This is a genomic window from Burkholderia sp. AU4i (assembly GCF_000466765.1).
Classification (GTDB): Bacteria; Pseudomonadota; Gammaproteobacteria; order Burkholderiales; family Burkholderiaceae; genus Burkholderia; species Burkholderia cepacia.
On record NZ_ASSI01000117.1, the window covers coordinates 1 to 4,551 of the forward strand.

General features: G+C 69.9%; 4 protein-coding genes. All 4 read right to left on the minus strand.

What is annotated here, in order from left to right; translation table 11 throughout:
• Window positions 1-412: 412 nt before the first annotated feature.
• A complete protein-coding gene (locus tag L810_RS25920) occupies window positions 413-1,114 on the minus strand; it encodes a DUF2848 domain-containing protein (RefSeq protein ID WP_021161272.1) in 702 nt (233 codons plus the stop codon).
• A 49-nt stretch (window positions 1,115-1,163) separates the two neighbouring features.
• The gene (locus tag L810_RS25925; RefSeq protein ID WP_042976188.1) at window positions 1,164-2,471 is read right to left on the minus strand and encodes an MFS transporter; all 1,308 of its coding nucleotides are present in this window, start codon (window positions 2,469-2,471) and stop codon (window positions 1,164-1,166) included.
• A gap of 104 nt (window positions 2,472-2,575) precedes the next feature.
• A complete protein-coding gene (locus tag L810_RS25930) occupies window positions 2,576-3,262 on the minus strand; it encodes a DUF4286 family protein (RefSeq protein ID WP_021161274.1) in 687 nt (228 codons plus the stop codon).
• Window positions 3,263-3,363: 101 nt separating this feature from the next.
• The gene (locus tag L810_RS25935; RefSeq protein WP_021161275.1) at window positions 3,364-4,422 is read right to left on the minus strand and encodes a LysR family transcriptional regulator; all 1,059 of its coding nucleotides are present in this window, start codon (window positions 4,420-4,422) and stop codon (window positions 3,364-3,366) included.
• Window positions 4,423-4,551: the final 129 nt, after the last annotated feature.

Below are 4,551 nucleotides of genomic sequence, written 5' to 3' on the forward strand. Positions count from 1 at the left end.
GCGCACGCCGGCCGCCGCCGCGGCTTGCGCCGGGGCGGGCGATACGTCGTCCGCTTTCCCGGGCCGCGGTTTTGCCCGGGCATGGGTATGAGCACGGGAAAGCGTCCTGGTGAACCGACGAACCCGCGGGACAACAATTCTCCACATACCCGGGCGCGTCCGGTGAGCATCATGGCGGCAACGTCGAGAAAGCGAGACCGGGGGCGCAATGCTGCATGTCGGATGGAAAGTGTCGGTTGCAGGGGCAATCATGTTCGCGTTGAGCGGGTGCACCAACCTGGTGGGTGTGCTGTATTGCGACAACTCGCAGGTCAACTTCCCGGACTATCACTGTTTTCAGCCGTACTAGCCGGGGCGGCCGCGGCGACGGAGCGCCGTCGTGCCCGTGTGTCCCGCGATGCCTCGTGGCCCGTCACGCGACGACCGGCAGCACCTCCACCGCATAGCGGTGCCGAAGGCTGCGCCCGAGCACCGGATCGTGCAGTTCCATTTCGAACGCATCGCCGTCGCCCATCGCCGCGATCGCGCCATGCACGGCGACCGTGCCGCCATACATCGCGCAGCGCGCGGGCATCGTGCGGCGATCGTCGAAGCGATGCCACAGCACGTCGGGCGCGAGCAGGCCGCTGACCGTGCCGTGCTGGTAGGCCGTGCGCTCGCCATCGCGCGGGATCAGCCACGCACGCATCTCGATTGCGTCCCAGTGATCCGCGACGTCCGCGTAAAGCCACGCGTCGCGACCGAGCGGCTTCGCGCACACCTGTTTCGACACCGCGACGCCGTAGGCCTCGACCTCGCGATCCGTATGGTCGGAGCCGACGGTCACGAGCGTGCCGGCCGGGCTGTCGACCAGCACGCATTCGATCTCGCCACCCGAGCGCGCGCCGAGCACGCCGATCGACGGCGCCTGCGTGAGCAGCGCGGCCGACACGCGATAGAAGCAGGGCGTAGTCGACGGCGGCGCAACGCCGAGCGCCGCGAGTTCGTCGATATGCGCGCGGATCGCCGCCGGATCGCGGCCGGCCCAGCCGGCGATCACGACGCGCTCGATCTCGACGTCGACGGTGGCCGGTGCGGGGTGACTGGAAATCACGTTGAACGACAGGGTTTGCATGCGGGTTTCCGTTTGAAGTCCGAAGGAAGGGAGCGACTCGCGGCGGTGCTCAATCCGCGAGCGGCCGGTGCGCGGTTTCGCGCGCGACGACGAGCGCGATCGACGTGACGACGAGCGCGGCGGCGACGTACAGCGACACGGCCGTCGTCGTGCCGGTCTGCCGGAACAGCGTGGCGATCACGAGCGGCGCGAAACCCCCGCCGACGATGCCGGCGAGCGTGTACGCGAGCGACGAGCCCGCATAGCGCACGCGGGTCGGGAACTGCTCGGTCACGAACGCGCCCTGAGGGCCGTACATCACCGCGTGGATCACCAGGCCGATCGCGACGGCCGCGACGATCGCGCCCGGGCGCGCCGAATCGAGCATCGCGAAGAACACGAACGCCCACACGATCCCGGCGAGCGCGCCGGCGAGATAGACGGGCCGGCGGCCGAAGCGATCCGACAGCGCGCCAAAGAACGGCACCGCGAGCGCGTTGCAGGCCGTGCCGATCATCACGGCCGTCAGGGCGACGGGGCGCGACAGGTGCAGCACGGTCGTTACGTAGGTCAGCGTGAACACGACGATCAGCGCATACAGCACGTCCGAACCGATTCGCGAACCGCCCGCGATCAGCAGGCGCTTCCAGTGGTACTTCAGCACGTCCGCGACCGGCACCTCGGCGGTCGCGTGCGATTCGGCGAGCTGTTCGAACTGCGGCGTTTCGTCGACGCCGCGCCGCAGCCAGAAACCGAACACGACGAGCAGCGCGCTGGCCGCGAACGGCACGCGCCAGCCCCACGACAGGAAGTCCCCGGACGTGGTCGACAGCGTCACGAGCGCGATGCAGCCGGTGCCGAGCAGCGTGCCGAACGACGGGCCGATCTGCGTCCACGATGCGGACAACCCGCGCCGCTTCTGGTCGCCGTGCTCGACCGACAGCAGCACCGCGCCGGCCCATTCGCCGCCGAGCGCGACGCCCTGCACGAAGCGCAGCGCGACGAGCAGGATCGGGCTCAGGATGCCGGCCTGCGCATAAGTCGGCAGCGCCCCCATCAGCGCGGTCGTCACGCCCATCAGCACGAGCGTGAGCATCAGCACCGCGCGGCGGCCGATGCGGTCGCCGAGATTGCCGAACACGAAACCGCCGAGCGGGCGCGACACGTAGCCGACCGCATAGGTCGAGAACGCGAGGATCGTGCCGGCGAGCGGATCGACCGAAGGGAAGAACAGGTGATTGAAGACGAGCGCGGCGAGCGTGTTGTAGATCGTGAAGTCGTACCACTCGAGTGACGTGCCGATCATGCTCGCGGTCGCGAGTCGGCTGTTGCGGACGCGGCGGGGCGCGTGGGCGGCGGGCTGGGCGAGAGTGCTCATGGTGTCGGGCCTGTCGTGACGGGGAACGGGATGGAGCGCCGGGCCGATGCGCGGGCGTGCCGCGCGCATGCGGGGCGACCGGCGTGGGCGACCGGCGCAGGCGATCAGGCCGGCAGCGCGGCGGCGGCAGGCTCGGTTTCGATGGCGCCGCGTGCCGCATGCAGCGGCGCGGCAGCGCGCCACAGCAGCGCGAAGGTGCGCACGTCGTCGTGGCCGGCGAGCGTGGCGGCCACGCGTCGCGTCGCGGCCGCATCGCTGCCTTCGATCAGCACGAGCGCGTCGGCGGCCGGGCGGGCGGCCGCATCGGCGCCGATCGGTGCGGACAGGTCGGGCGCGGTGCGAAAAAGCCGTGCGGCATGGATGCCCGGTTCGTGCAGCACGTCGTCGAAGCGTTCGCGCAGCTGCGGCACGTCGATGCGATGCGGCGGCAGCACGAACAGTGCGAGATGCGCGCCTTCACCGTCGCCGGCCTCGATCGTCAGTTCGCCGACGCGCCGCTGCGTGCCCGTCATGCGCTCGAAGTTCGCGAGCGACCATGCGGTCTGCTGCGTGAACGCGCGCCGGTACGCATCGCCGTGGAACACGTCGAGTGCTTCCGTCACGTACAGCGCGAGGTACTTGCGCGGGCCGCGATCGGTCGCGCGAAAGCGCCGTGCATGCGTGAAGCCCGGAATCGCGACACGTTCCTGCATGTGCTCGCGGTCGTACCATGCGTTGAAATCGGCTTCGTGCGCGGGGTCGATATCCGTCCAGACGCAAAGCTGGCCGTGCGGAAGGGAAAAGCGGGTCATCGCGGGTTCCTCGTGACGGGGGGCGTGTCAGGAACCGCAGTGTCCCGAAGACGGGCCGTGCCCGTCCAACAAGAAAACAAATTCGCGGTGAACAGGTTTTCTTATGAGCGGCGCGGGCGGCGTTTGCCGGGGGACGTGGCGGGCGATGCGGATGGCGTCGTGCGTTTCGCTTTCGCTGGTGTTTTGGCTGTTGCCTTCGTCGCGGGGCGGGCGGGTGTGCCGTCCGTGCGATCGGCTGTGGTCGGTGTCGGTGTCACTTTCGCCGGCTTGGCGTGGCTTGCGGCGGCCGGCATCGCGCGTGCGACTTCGCTGGCCAGTTCCGCGATGCGCGCGGCCACCGGCAGGCCCTGGCTGCGGTACGTCGCGACGAGCGGGAGCGCGGGGAATTCGGGTTCGACGTCGAGCAGTTCCAGCGCGTCTTCGTGCAGCTCGCGCCCGATGATCGCGGGCGGCAGCGCGGCCACGCCGAAGCCGTCGGCGACGAGGCGGATCATTGCGGCGACCGACGTGATGCAGTTGATGCTGGCCGGCCGCTCGACGGCCGCGAACAGCCGTTCGATCGTCGCGTGCGGCCCCGAGTGGCGCGAGAAGCTGATGATCGGGAATTCGGCCAGGCGCGCGACGTCGAGCGGCTGGCCGCCGAGCCCGAGGCGCGGGCTGGCCGCCCAGCGCACCGTGAATTCGCACAGCGGCAGGTTCGTGAAGTCGGGGCCAGGCACCGGGTCGGTCTGCAGGATCAGGTCGACGCCGTCGGTGCTGAGCAGGCGGATCAGGTGCAGTGTCGTGTCGCTCGTGATCTCGACGTCGAGGCGCGGATAGCGCTCGCGCAGTTGCGCCATCAGCGCGGGAAACCAGCTGTGCACGATCGATTCGATCACGCCGATCCGGATCAGGCCGGCGTCGCTCGCCGCGTCGATGTCGCGCCGCATTTCGCCGTCGAGCCGCACGATCCGCTCCGCGTACGCGAGCATGCGGCGCCCGGCGGGCGTGAGCGTGGCCGAGCGCGTGTTGCGGTCGAACAGGCGCACGTCGAACGCTTCCTCCAGCGACGCGATGCGGCTCGACACGGCGGCCTGCGTCGTGTGCAGCTTTTCGGCCGTGAGCCGGAAATTTTCCAGCTTCGCGAGCCAGACGAAGGTTTCAAGAAACCGGATGTTCATCGAAGTCCGAAACGTGAGGCGGTGCCGGGCGGGGCGGCGGGATCGGTCGATGGTAGCGGATTTTAGGCGCCGGGAAGCGAGCGGGCGGCGCGGTGCGCGTCGTGGGGGGGCGGACGGGCGGCGGCGTGC

Coding starts and splice junctions, on each gene's coding strand:
- L810_RS25930 (WP_021161274.1), bottom strand. CDS start 3,262: ATGACCCGCTTTTCCCTTCCGCACGGCCAGCTTTGCGTCTGGACGGAT.
- L810_RS25920 (WP_021161272.1), bottom strand. CDS start 1,114: ATGCAAACCCTGTCGTTCAACGTGATTTCCAGTCACCCCGCACCGGCC.
- L810_RS25935 (WP_021161275.1), bottom strand. CDS start 4,422: ATGAACATCCGGTTTCTTGAAACCTTCGTCTGGCTCGCGAAGCTGGAA.
- L810_RS25925 (WP_042976188.1), bottom strand. CDS start 2,471: ATGAGCACTCTCGCCCAGCCCGCCGCCCACGCGCCCCGCCGCGTCCGC.